General features: G+C 53.5%; 13 protein-coding genes and 1 riboswitch. Of the genes, 2 read left to right on the top strand and 11 right to left on the bottom strand.

All coding sequences use genetic code 11. The features are described 5' to 3' along the window. Positions 1-19 precede the first annotated feature (19 nt). Positions 20-318, bottom strand: a riboswitch (cobalamin riboswitch). 133 nt (positions 319-451) lie between these two features. Next, positions 452-1,555: a tRNA (uridine(54)-C5)-methyltransferase TrmA gene (gene trmA, locus GZ59_RS20695; RefSeq protein WP_011095710.1), complete on the top strand. Its 1,104-nt coding sequence runs from the start codon at positions 452-454 to the stop codon at positions 1,553-1,555. Positions 1,556-1,595: 40 nt separating this feature from the next. On the opposite strand, the gene GZ59_RS20700 is transcribed toward trmA, so the two are convergent. Further along, on the bottom strand, positions 1,596-1,982 hold the full coding sequence (locus tag GZ59_RS20700) for a YijD family membrane protein (protein WP_039294163.1): 387 nt from the start codon (positions 1,980-1,982) through the stop codon (positions 1,596-1,598). Between the two features lie 32 nt (positions 1,983-2,014). Next, positions 2,015-2,644 carry an HTH-type transcriptional repressor FabR gene (gene fabR, locus GZ59_RS20705; RefSeq protein ID WP_010308157.1) on the bottom strand — a complete coding sequence of 210 codons (630 nt, stop codon included), beginning with the start codon at positions 2,642-2,644 and terminating at the stop codon, positions 2,015-2,017. A gap of 211 nt (positions 2,645-2,855) precedes the next feature. Between fabR and sthA the strand changes: the two genes are divergently transcribed. Next, positions 2,856-4,262: a Si-specific NAD(P)(+) transhydrogenase gene (gene sthA / locus GZ59_RS20710; protein ID WP_039294164.1), complete on the top strand. Its 1,407-nt coding sequence runs from the start codon at positions 2,856-2,858 to the stop codon at positions 4,260-4,262. On the opposite strand, the gene oxyR is transcribed toward sthA, so the two are convergent. From oxyR to GZ59_RS20755, 9 genes are all read right to left on the bottom strand, one after another. After that, positions 4,254-5,162, bottom strand: coding sequence for a DNA-binding transcriptional regulator OxyR (gene oxyR, locus GZ59_RS20715; protein WP_011095714.1), 909 nt, complete (start codon positions 5,160-5,162; stop codon positions 4,254-4,256). The genes sthA and oxyR overlap by 9 nt on opposite strands. A 606-nt stretch (positions 5,163-5,768) precedes the next feature. Next, complete coding sequence (gene metF, locus GZ59_RS20720) at positions 5,769-6,665, bottom strand: methylenetetrahydrofolate reductase (protein WP_011095715.1); 897 nt, start codon at positions 6,663-6,665, stop codon at positions 5,769-5,771. Between the two features lie 529 nt (positions 6,666-7,194). Continuing rightward, positions 7,195-7,956, bottom strand: coding sequence for a phosphodiesterase (locus GZ59_RS20725; RefSeq protein WP_011095716.1), 762 nt, complete (start codon positions 7,954-7,956; stop codon positions 7,195-7,197). Positions 7,957-8,003: 47 nt separating this feature from the next. Beyond that, a complete protein-coding gene (locus tag GZ59_RS20730; protein ID WP_011095717.1) occupies positions 8,004-9,008 on the bottom strand; it encodes a LacI family DNA-binding transcriptional regulator in 1,005 nt (334 codons plus the stop codon). After that, positions 9,005-9,811: an ABC transporter permease gene (locus tag GZ59_RS20735; protein ID WP_011095718.1), complete on the bottom strand. Its 807-nt coding sequence runs from the start codon at positions 9,809-9,811 to the stop codon at positions 9,005-9,007. Before GZ59_RS20735 ends, GZ59_RS20730 begins: the two co-directional genes overlap by 4 nt. Continuing rightward, positions 9,808-10,647: an ABC transporter permease gene (locus GZ59_RS20740; protein WP_011095719.1), complete on the bottom strand. Its 840-nt coding sequence runs from the start codon at positions 10,645-10,647 to the stop codon at positions 9,808-9,810. Before GZ59_RS20740 ends, GZ59_RS20735 begins: the two co-directional genes overlap by 4 nt. A 69-nt stretch (positions 10,648-10,716) precedes the next feature. Continuing rightward, entirely contained in the window at positions 10,717-11,850 is a 1,134-nt protein-coding gene (locus GZ59_RS20745) for an extracellular solute-binding protein (protein WP_011095720.1), read from the bottom strand. Positions 11,851-11,872: 22 nt separating this feature from the next. Then, positions 11,873-13,039: an ABC transporter ATP-binding protein gene (locus GZ59_RS20750; RefSeq protein WP_011095721.1), complete on the bottom strand. Its 1,167-nt coding sequence runs from the start codon at positions 13,037-13,039 to the stop codon at positions 11,873-11,875. Between the two features lie 206 nt (positions 13,040-13,245). Continuing rightward, the gene (locus GZ59_RS20755) at positions 13,246-15,681 is read right to left on the bottom strand and encodes a bifunctional aspartate kinase/homoserine dehydrogenase II (protein ID WP_039294169.1); all 2,436 of its coding nucleotides are present in this window, start codon (positions 15,679-15,681) and stop codon (positions 13,246-13,248) included.

Here is a 15,681-nt window from a genome sequence, read left to right on the forward strand (position 1 = left end):
AGCACGCGATATGCAGAACCAATTGCGACGTATTCCGGCAGGTCTTCGGGCTTGGATGCCGTTGTTACCACAAACCGTCAACAACAGTAGGGGATACAACGAAAGCGATGACTTCCCATCGATACCCAGCATACTTCAAGTTGCATGTGCGCTGTTCAAAACGTTAACGTTTTGTCCTACAACTCGAAATATTTAGAGTACATAACAGTGTCTGCAATAATGCTATCGCTCGGGCATTCCTTACCGCTGCGCGTCAGCTCCAGATTTACACTGGATTCCCTTTTGACTTGTGATACAAGGCCGGACGCTCATCCTACAATCGCGAGTTACGGAAGTCTAGACTTCTACTTCACTACAGGATAATAACGTAACAAAACTGGACTTTCTGACCGGATTCCCTACAATTCCCGGCCAATAACGCCCTTTTAGACGCTATTCAGACGAGAAATCCATGACGCCAGAAATCCTGCCCATCGAAGACTATGACGACCAGCTTGCGGAGAAAACGGAGCGTCTACGTGGAATGATGGCACCTTTCAACGCACCGGAGCCTGCCGTCTTCCGTTCTCCCGTCAGTCACTATCGGATGCGCGCCGAATTCCGTATCTGGCACGATGGTGACGAGCTTTACCACATCATGTTTGACCAGCAGACCAAACAACGCATCCGAGTCGATCGATTCCCTGCAGCCAGCGAACTCATTAACCGCCTGATGCCGGAGATGCTTGCCGCAATTCAGCCTGACCCCGTACTGCGCCGTAAGCTATTCCAGATAGATTATCTGTCGACCCTAAGCGGCGAAGTGATTGTTTCTCTGTTGTATCACCGCGCTCTGAACGAAGAATGGCAGGAACATGCCCGCGCACTGCGCGATAGCCTGACGGCGCAAGGGTTCAACCTACAGTTGATTGGTCGCGCGACAAAAACCAAAATCTGCCTCGATCGCGATTATGTCGATGAATGCCTGCCGGTTGCAGGTCGGAATATGATTTACCGACAGGTAGAAAACAGCTTCACACAGCCGAATGCTGCAGTAAATATTCAGATGCTGGAATGGGCGTTGGATGCCACGGCGGGCTCGAAAGGAGATTTGCTGGAGCTGTATTGCGGTAATGGCAATTTTTCACTCGCGCTGGCAAGAAACTTCGAGCGCGTGCTGGCGACCGAAATCGCCAAGCCATCCGTCGCGGCTGCACAATATAATATTGCCGCGAATCAGATAGAGAACGTGCAGATTATCCGCATGGCGGCAGAAGAATTTACGCAAGCTATGCAGGGTGTGCGTCAGTTTAACCGCTTACAGGGTATCGATCTGACGAGCTACCAGTGCGAGACCATTTTTGTTGACCCGCCGCGCAGCGGACTGGATGACGAAACGGTGAAATTGGTGCAGGCGTATCCGCGTATTCTTTATATTTCCTGTAACCCGGAAACGTTGAGCAACAACCTGAAAACGCTATCGGAAACCCACGACATTCGCCGTCTGGCGCTGTTCGATCAATTCCCTTACACCCATCATATGGAGTGTGGCGTACTGTTGGAAAAACGTCAGTAACGCACACAAACTGGCGGGCCACCCCGCCAGCATTCACCCGCTACAGCGTTTCGCTCTCTTCTGTTGATACCGACTCCGTCGTTTTTCTGCGACGCAGTCTCAAACCAATCCAGAAAACCAATGCCACGCACAGGATTGAAGGAATAAAGTTCGATCCGATGGCGGGATATTCAACGCGCACGATGGCGCTGTAAATCAATAAACCCAGCAAAAAACTGGCCGCCGCCAGCATCGGAATACCTTCCGGCATACTGTGGTGCAAATAACGTTGATGCAGGCAGTTGATGGACAATACCAGCGCAATCAGAGGAAAAATAGAGAACGGAACAATACTGCTGAACAAGGCAGCGAACGCGCCGTTGACGGATAAGCCCGCAATCAGCGCCAAAACCAGCGTACCTTTTTCTTGGTGAGGCTTTTCTGTCATGGTTTCTCCCTTCTCATGTTGGTATAGAGGGTTTATGGCACAGTAAAGCTACTGTCGTGTTCTTTTCTGTACCAGTAATAGGCACCTTTGGCGATCATCCGCAGTTGCAGTACCAGTCGTTCTTCCAGCTGTTTACGCTGTTCCAGCGAAACATCTAAGGCTTCTGCTCCCGCACTGAAAACAATAGTCACCATCGCTTCCGACTGCGCTTCTGCGAAGCTGCGGGGAATATGGTTTTCCACCTCAAGATAATCCGCCAGTTCAGCGATAAAATGCTGAATCTCACGCGCGACCGCCGCACGGAAAGCCGCCGACGTCCCTGAACGTTCACGCAGTAATAGCCGGAACGCATTCGGATTATTGCCGATAAACTCCATGAAGGTGGAAACCGACGTCCTGATTACGCTACCCGTTTTGGCGATACGTTGCCGGGCCTGCCGCATTAGCTGGCGCAGCATTAATCCGCTTTCGTCAACCATTGTCAGCCCCAGCTCATCCACGTCTCGAAAATGACGATAGAAAGATGTCGGCGCAATACCCGCTTCACGGGCGACTTCACGCAGGCTCAAGCTGGCAAAGCTGCGCTCAGCGCTTAACTGGCTAAATGCAGCTTCAATAAGGGAACGACGAGTCCGTTCTTTTTGTTGTGCTCTGACACCCATTATGCTGCCCAAATGATCTCTCCCCTTTCCAGAGGGGCACTATAGCAAACTTTATTGTCCACAGAATGAGACAAAGTTTGCCATATTAAGAATGTGAGAATCTGTTTCCATAGTAAAGGCAGGGATGATTGGGTTCTGCCGCAGTCGATGCTACAATCGCACAATGTTACAGTTGCGTTATTAATTTGTATAAAAACAGGGTTAACCTACCATGACTCTAGAACACCAATTCGATTATGATGCCATCATTATTGGTTCCGGTCCCGGCGGTGAAGGTGCAGCAATGGGATTGGCCAAGCACGGTGCTAAAATTGCGGTGATTGAACGCCACTACAATGTCGGCGGCGGCTGTACCCACTGGGGTACAATTCCTTCCAAAGCCCTCCGCCACGCCGTCAGCCGTATTATCGAGTTCAATCAAAACCCCCTCTACAGTGACAACTCCCGCATTATTCGCTCTTCATTTTCCGACATCCTACGCCATGCCGACAGCGTCATTGGTCAGCAAACCCGTATGCGACAAGGATTTTATGAGCGTAATCAGTGCGAGTTATTCTCCGGTGAAGCCAGCTTTATCGACGCGCATACGATTGCCGTTCACTACCCAGACAATACCCATGAAACGCTGACTGCCGCGAATATCATTATCGCCACGGGGTCACGCCCGTACCATCCGGTAGAAGTCGACTTCAACCACCCGCGCATTTATGACAGCGACTCTATTCTGCAACTCGACCACGAGCCTCAGCACGTCATCATCTATGGCGCGGGCGTTATCGGCTGCGAGTATGCCTCTATCTTTCGCGGCCTGAGCGTTAAAGTCGATTTAATCAACACCCGCGATAGGCTGCTGGCCTTTCTCGATCAGGAAATGTCGGATGCGCTGTCCTACCATTTCTGGAACAACGGCGTAGTTATCCGCCACAACGAAGAATTCGACAGTATTGAAGGGCTGTCTGACGGCGTCATCGTCAATCTGAAATCAGGCAAAAAGATGAAGGCGGATTGTCTACTCTATGCCAACGGACGCACGGGGAACACGGAAACGCTGGGGCTGGAAAATATCGGCCTGAGCACCGACAGCCGCGGCCAACTCAAGGTCAACAGTATGTACCAGACCGCGCTGGCACATATTTATGCCATCGGTGATGTTATCGGTTATCCCAGTCTGGCATCAGCCGCTTACGATCAGGGTCGGCTCGCCGCGCAAGCAATCATTAAAGGCGACGCCAGCGCACATCTGATAGAAGATATTCCCACCGGCATTTATACCATCCCAGAAATCAGCTCTGTGGGGAAAACCGAGCAAGAGCTCACCGCGATGAAAGTGCCTTATGAAGTTGGTCGAGCACAGTTCAAACATCTGGCACGAGCGCAGATTGTTGGGATGAATGTGGGGAGCTTGAAGATTCTGTTTCACCGCGAAACGAAACAGATTTTGGGTATTCACTGCTTTGGAGAGCGCGCCGCTGAGATTATCCACATCGGGCAGGCCATCATGGAACAGAAAGGTGAAGGTAATACTATCGAATATTTCGTTAATACCACCTTCAACTATCCAACCATGGCAGAAGCTTACCGCGTGGCGGCGTTGAACGGACTTAACCGCTTATTTTGACAGGTTTTCCATATAGCCCTGCATATGCTCGCGGATGGTATCAGCAAGCTGCTCATAGCGTGCGCGCAGCGGTGAACCGGGGCGATACACCAGCGCGATAGTACGCTTAGGTTCCGGTTTATAGCACGGTAGATAGCAGACGCCATCGCGTTCACGCTCACGCGGAACCGATAACGCTGGTAACAGCGTAATACCACTTCCGGCAGCGACCATGTTACGCAGTGTCTCCAGACTGGTCGCCCGGAAATGCGTATCTTCATCAGCCCCAGCCTGAAAACAGAAGCCCATTGCCTGATCGCGCAGGCAGTGGCCGTCTTCCAGCATCAGCAGCTTTTCACCCGCCAGATCGGACATCGCCACGCGTTCGCGGTTCGCCCAAGGGTGGTCCTGATAAATCGCCAGTTTCATCGGCTCGTCAAACAGGGGAACTTCGATAAAGGCTTCGGACTCTTTCACCATCGCCAGAATGGCACAGTCCAGTTTTCCGCTGTCCAACTGGGCAAGCAGTTGGTGTGTTTGCGCTTCGTGCAGATACATTTCAAGCTTGGGAAATGTACGGTGCAGCATCGGAATGATTTGCGGCAGCAGATAAGGCCCCACCGTGGGGATAAGGCCAATGTGCAGTGGCCCAGACATGCTTTCACCCTGCTGGCTAGCCATCTCTTTTAATACCTTGACCTCGCGTAATACCGTCCGCGCCTGCTCGACCAACAGCAGCCCAGCCTGCGTAAATAGTACCTTGCGACTGGTGCGCTCCAGCAGCATCACGCCTAGCTCATCTTCCAACTTACGAATCTGTCCACTGAGTGTTGGCTGACTTACATGGCAGGAATCCGCCGCACGCCGAAAGTGGCGATGCTCCGCCAGCGCGACAAGATACTCTAAGTCCCGAATATTCATTATTATTCTCCTTATCATGATAGCTAACAGCGATAGATAGGATACCAATGAACGACAATCCCTATCAACATCCAAAATGAATAATATATCCCACCGAAGCGTATCTATTTATTTCTACAAGAATAAAACAATATTTTTACGGTTTCGGTACCATCAGGGCATACCTACCAGCCCTCAGCCACGCTATAACAAGCGGACTGATATCTTCAAGCGATTTGGCGTCGACAGCATTTTGTGTGCGTCGGTCAGCGATACCCTCACGACCGATGTCTGGAAAGCTGACCAGAAGACAAAGCAACTAACGATATGGAAAATAAGCGAGTAGAAAAAATAGGATTCGAATATTCAGAGGGAATGGCTAATAACGTCGCCGAGCGGCCATCATCGTGTTATTAGAAATAAAAACTATTAGCGATGAAAACAGGCTCGGGAGATAAACGGTGGTTCAGATCAGTGACTGTCAGCAGAACCTTACGAATTGGAATCTCATCCTTGAGACTCCTCCCTTTCAAGGCTCCCACAAGCCGTAGATTCAGGAATTCCAATACCTGAATCTACCGCAACTACGTGACAGCCATTTTTCTTCCTGAAATCTTGCGCGTCGCCTCAGCGTGCCACGTCAGGGCGGACACCCAGCGTGTGGCAAATAGCGTAGCTCAGCTCAGCTCGGTTCAACGTATAGAAGTGGAAATCTTTTACCCCTTCGCGACTCAGGATTTTCACCATGTCCATCGCGATAGACGCACCTACCATTTTGCGGGTTTCTGGGTCGTTATCCAGGCCGTCAAATACGCTGGTCATCCAGTTTGGCACACGTACGTTTGTCATTGTGGCAAATCGTTGCAACTGTTTGAAATTCGATACTGGCAGAATACCCGGCACAATTTCTACATCGATGCCCGTCGCTACACAGCGGTCGCGGAACCGCAGATAGCTTTCTACATCGAAAAAGAACTGCGTGATGGCACGATTCGCACCAGCATCAATCTTGTGCTTCAGATTAATCAGGTCAGCCTGCGCGCTTTTAGCTTCAGGGTGCACTTCAGGATAGGCGGCAACCGAAATATCGAAATCACCAACTTCTTTCAGCAGAGAAACCAGATCCGCCGCGTACATTTCCGGCTTGCCACCTTCTGGGGGTAAGTCGCCGCGCAGCGCGACAATATGGCGGATACCGCTCTGCCAGTAATCCTGCGCGATTTCACGTAGCTGTTCACGTGAAGCGTCAATACAGGTCAGGTGAGGTGCCGCTTCAAGACCGGTACGCTCTTTAATCGTTTTGATAATGCTGTGAGTACGGTCACGCTCGCCAGAATTCGCCCCGTAGGTCACGGAGACAAACTTGGGCTTCAGGCTGCTCAGTCGATCAATCGAGTTCCACAGGGTCTCTTCCATATCGCTGGTACGTGGCGGGAAAAATTCGAATGACACATTAATTCGTCCCTGCAATTCCGCCAGACTTTGATTCAGCGCTTCCCGCTGGTTTGCGTGAAAAAAGCTCATACCTGCTACCCCGTTGACCGTGACTGTTATCATCATTCGACACACGTCTATACGTTTAGACGTCTATATAGAAAATGACGTAATCCGCTTAAAGAGTCAACGATTTTCAGCACAACAGGAGGTGATGATTACTCACGGTAAATGAAAAAAGTTCATGATGGGTTTCTCGCAAAAGTGCTGTCTCTTCATCACATTGTTATGTCAACGCGGAGACAGTTTCGTGCGTTACAATATTGCTATTCCATGCTACCTCGTAGCACGCGCCCGACACGGGACGGCTCAAACGCCGCTCGCCCCGTGACCCCAGGCTTTCGGCGGGAATTATGCCGCTAAAGCGGTGCCTTCGTCGATATCTGGCTTAACGGACCGCTTGCGACACGTTCCTGACGTGGCGCAAGCTCTCGCCGCGTCCTGCGGCTCATCCTAAGCCAGCTATCTCCTCAGCATAATTTTTTACGCCGGATAACAGCAAAACCCACAGAGTTCTGCATTATTTGTGTGCAATCACGATAACCTAGGAAATACGCCGTCAGTAACAAGGGAAATCATGAAAATGTACGGTATGCCCGTCTTTCGTCGTCAGAAAAATAGCGTACTGCGGAGCTTCCAGACTGACTTCAAACCCCGGAGCGAAACGTAGGGCAGACTGATGATTGGTACCGCGTATCGTGCTGAACGATATTCCTCGCCAGCCACCGCTAGCAGGCCGATGCACGTGCCCCGCCGAAATATGCCGCACATTACCGACGCGGTGGCATATTTGAGACAGCGCATCTGCCGCCTCAGGTGCCAGCCGGACGTCATCAAGCGCTGGCAGTCCAATCGACATCGGTGGATGATGCAGGAACAAGAACACATTCTTTCCTTCAGCAGCCAGAAGCTGTTGCTCAAGCCATGCCAATCGCACGGAGCACAGCGTTCCGGCTACTTCGCCGCTGTGTAGCGAATCCAGCAGAATGACGTAATCATCTCCTACCGCCGTCACACTCTGCACAAATCCGTTTTCATCCGCCAACGTCGGGAACTGGGCCAAAAAACTCTCCCGATCGTCATGATTCCCCATCGTTACACGCCAGGGAGTCTGTAATTCAGCCAGCGCCGATGCCAGAAACGCATAGGATGCCGCACTGCCGTCATCAGACAGATCGCCAGAGATGACCACCAGATCGACATCGCGATGGTGTGCGTTGATATCGGCAATCGCCGCTTTCAGTTGCCGCTCGGGATCGCGACCGTGCAAAGTACCGTCTTCTGCGGTCAGATGGAGGTCGGAAAGTTGAATCAGTTTCATCGTTATCCTCGGTTTTGCTATCCACGCGCTATCGCCCATCAATGCCGTTACGCAGACTGGCGGCGGATTAACGGAGCGGCCACTTTCGCTCGGCACGCGGGTTCTTGTACCTGAGACTGGCGTCGATCGAGCAACGCCAACGCCTGTGCCGCCATCGTTGCAGGATCCTGACGAAACGTTGTCAACGCATAGGCATCCCATCCTGCGGCAGGAATATCATCAAACCCGATAACCATGAGATCCTGCGGCACGGTAAGCCCACACTGCTTTGCACGATCGATCACGCCAAACGCCACTAAATCGTTAACACAGAACACGGCATCCGGTCTGGCCGCTTCTGGGAACGAAAACAGCGTCTGTCCCACCGTCAGCCCGTCGTCATAATCCGTATCACCACCGCGCACCACGGTCACAGGCAGCCCTAGCCTCTGCGCCTCATCACAAAATGCCTGTTCACGCTCAATGATATTGGGCGTTGCCGAAGTTGCTCCGGCCAGAGCCAGACGCGTTCTGCCCGATGAGGCAAACAGCCGCGCTGCCATACGCGCGGCGGTGTCATTATCGATATGTACGCTGTCACATACCGGTTCATGCCGCCCGATGACAATCAGTGGCTGCCCGTTTAGCTGTGCCAGTTCGACAAACTCTTTAGGCGGCGAGCCGGAAAGCACAATCGTCGCTTCTGCCCGATGGCCGAATAGAATTGAACGCGCTGCAACCATCGCTTCTCGCACATGGCTGGTGTTGATAAGAACAGGAATAGAGCCACGCTGAATTAACGCCTGCGATAGCTCCGCGACCAAATTGGCCCGAAACCCGACCTCAGGATGCGTCACCACCAGCCCAACCAGACGACTGCTGTTCGCCAATAGACCACGCGCCAGATCGTTAACCTGATATCCCAGTTCCTGCGCTGCGGTCATCACTTTGGCATAGGTGGCAGCAGACACGCTTGCACCGGGGGTAAAACTACGGGACACCGCCGAGCGCGATACGCCAGCCCGACGCGCGACATCCTGTGCGCTAACGTAACCCGGTTTACTCACCGTCATTTCCCTATCCTTGCCATGACGTCAGCCTTCAAAAAACGCTCCACGACCAGCATGAACAAAACGGAAGGAATCAGCAGCACCAGCGCAGTAATGGAAGCGATTTGATAGTTACCGCCCGCGCCTGCGGTATAGAGCAGCAGTGGCATCATCTGTACATCCGGCGCACCCACGAAATAGCTGCCGGTAAATTCGTCCAGCGATTCGAGGAAGACGAAAATGGCGGACGCCATCAGACCCGGCATAGCCAGCGGCAGAGTAATATCGACAAAGGCGCGCCACGGTCCGGCACCGATCGAACGTGCTGCCTGTTCCATTTCACGTCCCACCGCAGAGAACGCCGCTGAAGCAATCCAGACGGCAAACACCAGTCCGTGCACCGTGTGAACCAGCACAACCCCCAGCAACGTGCCGTTCAGCCCCCATTGATAAAACAGGCGAGCGATATTGACGTACACCGTCAGATTCGGAAACGCCTGTGGGATCAGGAATACCAGCAGTATCAGCCCACGAGCGGGTAGCGCCAGACGCGCCAGTGCATATCCAGCCGGAATCGCCAGCGCGAGTGAAGCCAGCACCGTAAACACCGCGACCAGTACGCTATTTCCCAACGCTTCCCAGGCCACGCCGCGCGGTGAAAACACTCGTTTCCAGAAGGCAAAACCCCAGTCATTAGGCAACAGGTGGGGATAGAACCATTTTTCCGCTACCGACCACAGCAGGAGGTTAGCCAATGGCCCGAAGATCAAGAAGATCAGTGTCCCCAGAATCAGCATTCTCGGGATCCACCACAGTACGTTCTTCATACCCTCTCCCTCATGTTCAGGCGGAGATAAATCACAGCAAACAGGCCGGTCATCAGCAACGAAATCACCCCCAACGCATTCGCCACGCCATAATCGCCATAGGCGTTAATGCGGAAAGCAATATTGGCGGTTAGCATCGTCGGCGACTGGGCATTGATCATCATCGGTACGGACAGTACCGACATCATGGTGACGAAGGAGAGAATGAGTCCGGTGAGCAGCGTTTGTCCAACCTGCGGCACCACAATTTCACACAGAATACGCAGGCGCGATGCGCCTAAGTTACGGGCGGACTCTATCATCGTGCGATCCAGCGACGCCATCGCGCCCGCAACCAGCAGCGCCACAAACGGCGTCTGTTTCCAGACGAAGGCGAATACGATGCCGCGCCAATCCAGCCAATTGCTGGCGCTGGCAATATCAACGATGCCAAGCGCATCCAGCGCGCCATTCAGCCAGCCGTTTTTGGCCAGAAACGTGCGTAAAATTTGCCCTGTCACGATAAAAGGGATAAACAGCGGCCAGCGATATACCCAGCGCAACAGCGCGACCATATGCGGGTTTTCCCCCAGCGTCAGGTAACCGCCGATCAGAACGGACAGCACGCCGATTAGCAACGTAGCGAGGCCCACAATAATCAAGGTAAACAGGATATCGGGCAGATACAGCGTCAATGCCGTGACAAAATTATCCATGCCCACGCCATTCTGACTGACGAAAGCGCCCCCAACCGACAGCCCCAGCGGAGCAATAAAACAGACAGCCACCACCGCCAGCGCGGGTAACACAAGCGCGATCCCCGCCAGTCGGGAAGAGAATTGGGATACTTGCAACATGAAGGCCTCCGCGCTCTGGCTTCATCCCGCCAGAGCGCCTGTAGTACAAGTGTATATACCGCGAGTGAATTACTTCGCCATCGCCTGCTCATAGGCGTTCAAAATCGCGGTGTGATAAGGCGCGATAGGGAACGTCTTGCCTTTGCTTGCCAGCTCATCGGGCGTCACATCGGTAAACAGGCGTTGCCAAATTTCAGGTTTCAGCTCAGCCTGAACGTACTTGGCATCAATCCCCGGATACCAGTTAAAGCGCTCTACAATCCCTTCGGCCTGTACTTTGGCGCTGGTTGCCAGTTCGACAAACTGTTTAGCCAGTTCACGGTTCGGTGCCTGCGCGGGGATGACATAGTGCATCGGTTGTCCCGGCATACCCGGTGTAGGAAGCAGCAGTTTGAAATTGTCTGGCAGTTGTCCACTCGCTTTCCAGGAATAGAACATGTCGACCCACACTGGCCCCATGGCGATTTCACCACGGCTCAACATATCGAGCGTGCCCGCATTGCCCGGCGTCAGCGTCACGTTCTTGTTAAAGGCTTTCAGGCGTTCAAACGCTGGCTGCCATTTTTTCGCTTCCGCGTCATCAAACGGTCCGTTCATCAGCTTCTGTGCATCACCGCCGTAAGCGTAAATCCAGCCCATCACAAAACTGACGCCCGATGCGCCGCCCTTAATGCCGTTATAACCAAACATCTTCGGATTGGCGGCCGCCCACTGCTGGATTTCGTCATAGCTTTTAGGCGGATTAGCCACCATGCTAGGGTTATAAGCTAGTGCCGTCTGGCTACTGAACATCGGCATCACATAGCCTTTCACATCCGTCCCCATGGCTTTATCCGCTGCGGCCATGCTGACCAGCTTGCCGCTGGCGATATCATCGCGATACTTCAGCAGATCGCCCTTTTGCACCATCGGGCCGACAAATTTCTCATGCACAACCGCGACATCGGTGTCCCATACTTTGGCACCAGCAACCTGCTGCGCATTAAAGCGCTCAAGAATCTTCTGCGACCCGGCATCACCCGGACCAGTGCCAACAGCGCGCACTTTTACGCCGGGATGTTGCTTCTCAAACAGCGGCCCTAAGTATTCATTTACATAGTCGACCATATTCTGATCGCCCGCCGTCAACACGGTTAATTCCTGTGCCTGAACAGCAGCCAGCAGCGTACTCATCATCAGCGTTGCAGCAAAAATGCGTTTCATATCATTTGTCTCCAATTCAGTGTCAGGCCGTCAGGCCAGGAAGCGGGGAATAAAGTGAAGTCGTATTGGGTTCCGCCGTCAGCGACGTGGGCTCTTCTGCCAGCGGGAAAAGAAACAGTGCCTCGGCGGGGATCTGCACGGCAACCCGCTGTCCAATGGCATAAGGATGAGTGGCATGAACTTGTATCCGCCACGATCCACTGGCAATCGTATGCAGCCAGTATCCACCGGGATAACTTTGTGACAGCACCGTGCCGTAGCGCATCAACATGCCGGGCTGGATGAGAGGAACGTCTGCCGGATCGTAAAGCTGAGCAGCCTCCGCACGGAAGCGCGCCTCTATCGGGCCGGGCTGTAGCGACGTGTTCGCAGGCACCAGTGAGTGGCTTTCTGCATCCCCAGGAATCATCAGCGTATCGCCGTCATAGCGAGCGTCCAGCACAAGCCGATTTTCCGCGCCCATAAACGCCGCGACAAACGAGCTGGCTGGATGGTGATACACCTCTTGTGGGCTACCCGCCTGCATGATGCGACCCTGATTCAAAATCACGATGCGATCCGCCATCACCATCGCTTCTTCCCGATCGTGCGTAACGTGGATCGCGGTCAACCCCAGCCGCTGTTGCAGCGCACGGATTTCATCTCGCAGTTGTAGACGAATACGGGTATCCAGATTGGAGAGTGGTTCGTCCAGCAGCAGAATATCGGGCCGTACCGCCAGTGCGCGACCCAGGGCGACGCGCTGGCGCTGCCCACCGGACAGTTCCGCAGGCTTACGGGCGCTCAATCCCGTCAAACCCAGCATCGTTTCCAGTTCCGCTACGCGACTGGCTATTTCCGCACGCGGTACACGGCGCAAGCGCAGCCCGTACGCAATATGCTGCGCTACCGTCATATGCGGCCACAGCGCATAACTCTGAAACACCAGCGCCATTCCGCGTTTCTCTGGCGGCGCTTGTGTCATATCCTGCCCGTTAACGCGAATCGCTCCCGAACGCGGTGAAGAGAACCCAGCGACCGTGCGTAATAGCGTCGTTTTGCCGCATCCCGATGAACCGAGTAACGCAACGAATTCGCCCTGCGCAATCTCCAGATGGATATCGTTCAATACGTCTGTCGTGCCGTATCCAACATGTAGATGGTCAATGACAATGTGCGGGGCTACCGCAGAGGACGTTGTTTTTTGCACAGCTGTGCATTCCACGATAAACAAACAATGCGTAGATTGTGCGGTGAGATCGTGTCAGTGGCGTGTTGTCACCATGACATTTCAATGACACGACTGACGGAAAATAGCGGCAGAAAACTTTTGAAAGGTAGGGAAATGAAGGGGCGGATCTTTTTAGTATTGGCCGTCTCCCCAATGCGTGGAAACGGCCAACGATGATGTTGCGATTACAGTAACTGCACCAAACGGCTTAGATCAGATTGAAGCGCACCCGCCGTCACATCGCGCCCCGCACCCGGTCCACGGATAACCAACGGGTTATCCCGATACCAACGGCTTTCAATCGCAAATACATTATCACCCGGCAACAGCGAAGCCAGAGGATGATCGGGACGGACCGCCTCGACGCCGACGCGTGCTTTACCGTTACTGTCAAAGCGTGCGACATGGCGCAGAACCAAGCCCATTTCCTGTGCGGCTTCCAGACGTTGCAGCATCTGTTCGTTCAGCGAATCTCCGTTTTCAAAGAAGTAATCGACAGATCCCTGTTCACAGCTCGGTGGAACCAGCGACTCGACCCGAACCTGACTAGGTTCGATATCATATCCCGCCTCACGAGCCAGAATCACCAGCTTACGCATGACATCCTGACCGGAGAGGTCAACGCGCGGATCCGGTTCGGTCAACCCCTGCTGGCAAGCCTGATCGACCAGTTCGGTGAACGGTACGGTGCCGTCGAACTGTAAAAACAGCCAAGAGAGCGTGCCGGAAAAAATCCCGCTAATCGACAGAATACTGTCGCCACTTTCCCGTAAATCGCGTACGGCAAAGTTGACCGGCAAACCCGCACCAACGGTCGCGTTATACAGCCAGTGGCGATCGGTTTTGGCGAATGCATCGCGGATCTGGCGATAGTTATTGCCGCCGGATGCACCCGCCAGTTTGTTGGCGCTGATGACGTGAAAACCGTAGCTGGCGAAATCCAAATACAGATCGGCGACCGATTCACTGGCGGTAACGTCCAATACCACTAAATCATCAAAGGGATGCGCACGCATCCACAAGAACAGATCTTCGCCATCCCGCTCTTGCGCTTCACTTTCGAAGAAAGCCAATGCGCGGCTAGCATCCAACCCATCATAGTTCAACAGGCTGCGCGTACTGTCCACCACGCCAGCCAGTACAAATTCGAAGCCAGTACGTGCAGAAAGGTTGCTCTGCTCACGCGCAAACAGTTCCAGCCAGCGTGAACCAATATTTCCCTTACCGAACAACACCAGACCGATACGCTTTTCCGCGCGGAACAGGGAATGGTGCAAACCGCGAATCAAATGTTCCGTCGGGCCAACACGCAAAACCGCCACCAGACTGATGCCATCATCGGCCTGGCGGACAAATTCAATCGGCTGATCTTTCAACTGCTGGTAAAAACGGTGGCTATGTAGAGGGTTTTTACCCACGCCCGCACCGACCATGGCGACCATCGCCAGCCCATCACGCTCGCTGAGTTCAACGGGCAGCGCGGCCTGTGTCAGCAACTGTAATGCGCTTTCCACCACTTCGGAGGTGTAGCACAGTTGCAGCAGGCTACGATCCTGATGAACGCCAATCGCCAGCGGTTTCAATTGCGCACGGTTCAGAATCTGTTCGACTTCTTTTTGCAGTAGCACGAAATCATGTTCGGAAGGAACCTGAACTTCAATCAGGCACACATCATCGTGGCTGGTAACAATTTTGGCACCCGTACCCGAGGCCAGCACGCGTTCGATGCGCGTCGAACCCTGTTCAGGCTGATAGCTGCAACGCAGTTGCAAATCGATATCGCTGCCAGAAACGGGCTGCAAAGTACGCGTATGCAGCACCGGAGCGGCCAGACGTGCCAGTTCACTGGCTTCATCCAACCGCAACAGTGGCAGCAGGCAGGCATCTTTCACTTTGCGCGGGTCAGCGCTATAAACGCCGGCAACGTCACTCCAGATGGTCACGCGCTCAACACCCGCCAGCGCACCAATTTGCGTCGCGGAGTAGTCACTCCCGTTGCGCCCCAGTAATACCGTTTCACCCGCGTCATTACGGCTGATAAAACCAGTTACCACCAAACGCTGCCCTGAATGTTGCGTCAGATATTGCTGCAACAGCGGCCAGGAGCGCCCTTCATCAACCTGAGGCTGCGCGGCGCGTTCCGCACAGAGAAAATCACGCGCATCCAACCAGGCTGCATTCATATCCCGATGATTCAGCACGGCGCACATCAAACGAGCCGACCAAATTTCACCGTGCCCAACCACTTCGGCGTAGACAGCATCTGTAATCTTGCCATCCAGCAGCGCAGCCAAACGCTCCAGATCGCGAATAAACTGTGCTGTCAGCGCCTCTGCATCTTGCGCAGGCAAAAGCCCGGCAATCAATTCACTTTGATAACGGCGTAATGCCTGCTGAACCTGATGCGCCGACAGACGATCGCTCTGACTCAGTTTCAACCAGCTAATCAGCTGGTTCGTGGTACTGCCTGCGGCAGACACCACCATCAAATCACCGGGGTGGCTATACTCCGCCATAATACCGGCTACGCGCAGGTAACACTTCACATCAGCCAGACTGCTACCGCCAAACTTATGCAGCTGTCGGCCCGTTACCGATGGCGCTACTCCTAATGCACTCAT

It is taken from the genome of Pectobacterium atrosepticum, from assembly GCF_000740965.1.
Taxonomy (GTDB): Bacteria; Pseudomonadota; Gammaproteobacteria; order Enterobacterales; family Enterobacteriaceae; genus Pectobacterium; species Pectobacterium atrosepticum.

Excerpts from the sequence above, each read along its gene's own strand:
- trmA (WP_011095710.1), top strand. The coding sequence starts at position 452 with ATGACGCCAGAAATCCTGCCCATCGAAGACTATGACGACCAGCTTGCG.
- GZ59_RS20700 (WP_039294163.1), bottom strand. The coding sequence starts at position 1,982 with ATGACAGAAAAGCCTCACCAAGAAAAAGGTACGCTGGTTTTGGCGCTG.
- fabR (WP_010308157.1), bottom strand. The coding sequence starts at position 2,644 with ATGGGTGTCAGAGCACAACAAAAAGAACGGACTCGTCGTTCCCTTATT.
- sthA (WP_039294164.1), top strand. The coding sequence starts at position 2,856 with ATGACTCTAGAACACCAATTCGATTATGATGCCATCATTATTGGTTCC.
- oxyR (WP_011095714.1), bottom strand. The coding sequence starts at position 5,162 with ATGAATATTCGGGACTTAGAGTATCTTGTCGCGCTGGCGGAGCATCGC.
- metF (WP_011095715.1), bottom strand. The coding sequence starts at position 6,665 with ATGAGCTTTTTTCACGCAAACCAGCGGGAAGCGCTGAATCAAAGTCTG.
- GZ59_RS20725 (WP_011095716.1), bottom strand. The coding sequence starts at position 7,956 with ATGAAACTGATTCAACTTTCCGACCTCCATCTGACCGCAGAAGACGGT.
- GZ59_RS20730 (WP_011095717.1), bottom strand. The coding sequence starts at position 9,008 with ATGACGGTGAGTAAACCGGGTTACGTTAGCGCACAGGATGTCGCGCGT.
- GZ59_RS20735 (WP_011095718.1), bottom strand. The coding sequence starts at position 9,811 with ATGAAGAACGTACTGTGGTGGATCCCGAGAATGCTGATTCTGGGGACA.
- GZ59_RS20740 (WP_011095719.1), bottom strand. The coding sequence starts at position 10,647 with ATGTTGCAAGTATCCCAATTCTCTTCCCGACTGGCGGGGATCGCGCTT.
- GZ59_RS20745 (WP_011095720.1), bottom strand. The coding sequence starts at position 11,850 with ATGAAACGCATTTTTGCTGCAACGCTGATGATGAGTACGCTGCTGGCT.
- GZ59_RS20755 (WP_039294169.1), bottom strand. The coding sequence starts at position 15,681 with ATGAGTGCATTAGGAGTAGCGCCATCGGTAACGGGCCGACAGCTGCAT.